The following is a 246-nucleotide window of genomic DNA, read 5'->3' as shown; positions in this document are numbered from 1 at the left end:
CCATGTCCGGAGGTCCCGAATGTCTGACTCGTCTGCGCCCCTGTCCACCGAGTCCAAGGCCTACCGCGCCGCCCTCGACGCCATCCGCGCGGTCGAGCCGCGGGTCGCGGACGCCATCGGCCAGGAGGTCGCCGACCAGCGCGAGATGCACAAGCTGATCGCCTCCGAGAACTCCGCCTCCCCGGCGACCCTGCTCGCGATGGGCAACTGGTTCAGCGACAAGTACGCCGAGGGCACCGTCGGCCG

1 pseudogene is annotated in these 246 nt (G+C 70.7%); it reads left to right on the top strand.

The features are described 5' to 3' along the window. Positions 1 to 19: 19 nt before the first annotated feature. Positions 20 to 246: pseudogene (locus KVT45_RS55485) on the top strand (glycine hydroxymethyltransferase); the annotation flags it as partial.

This window comes from Streptomyces sp. GbtcB6, from assembly GCF_019091475.1.
GTDB lineage: Bacteria > Actinomycetota > Actinomycetes > Streptomycetales > Streptomycetaceae > Streptomyces > Streptomyces hyaluromycini.
The sequence above is the reverse complement of the archived record's forward strand: the minus strand, read 5'-3'. Positions and strand labels throughout refer to the sequence as shown.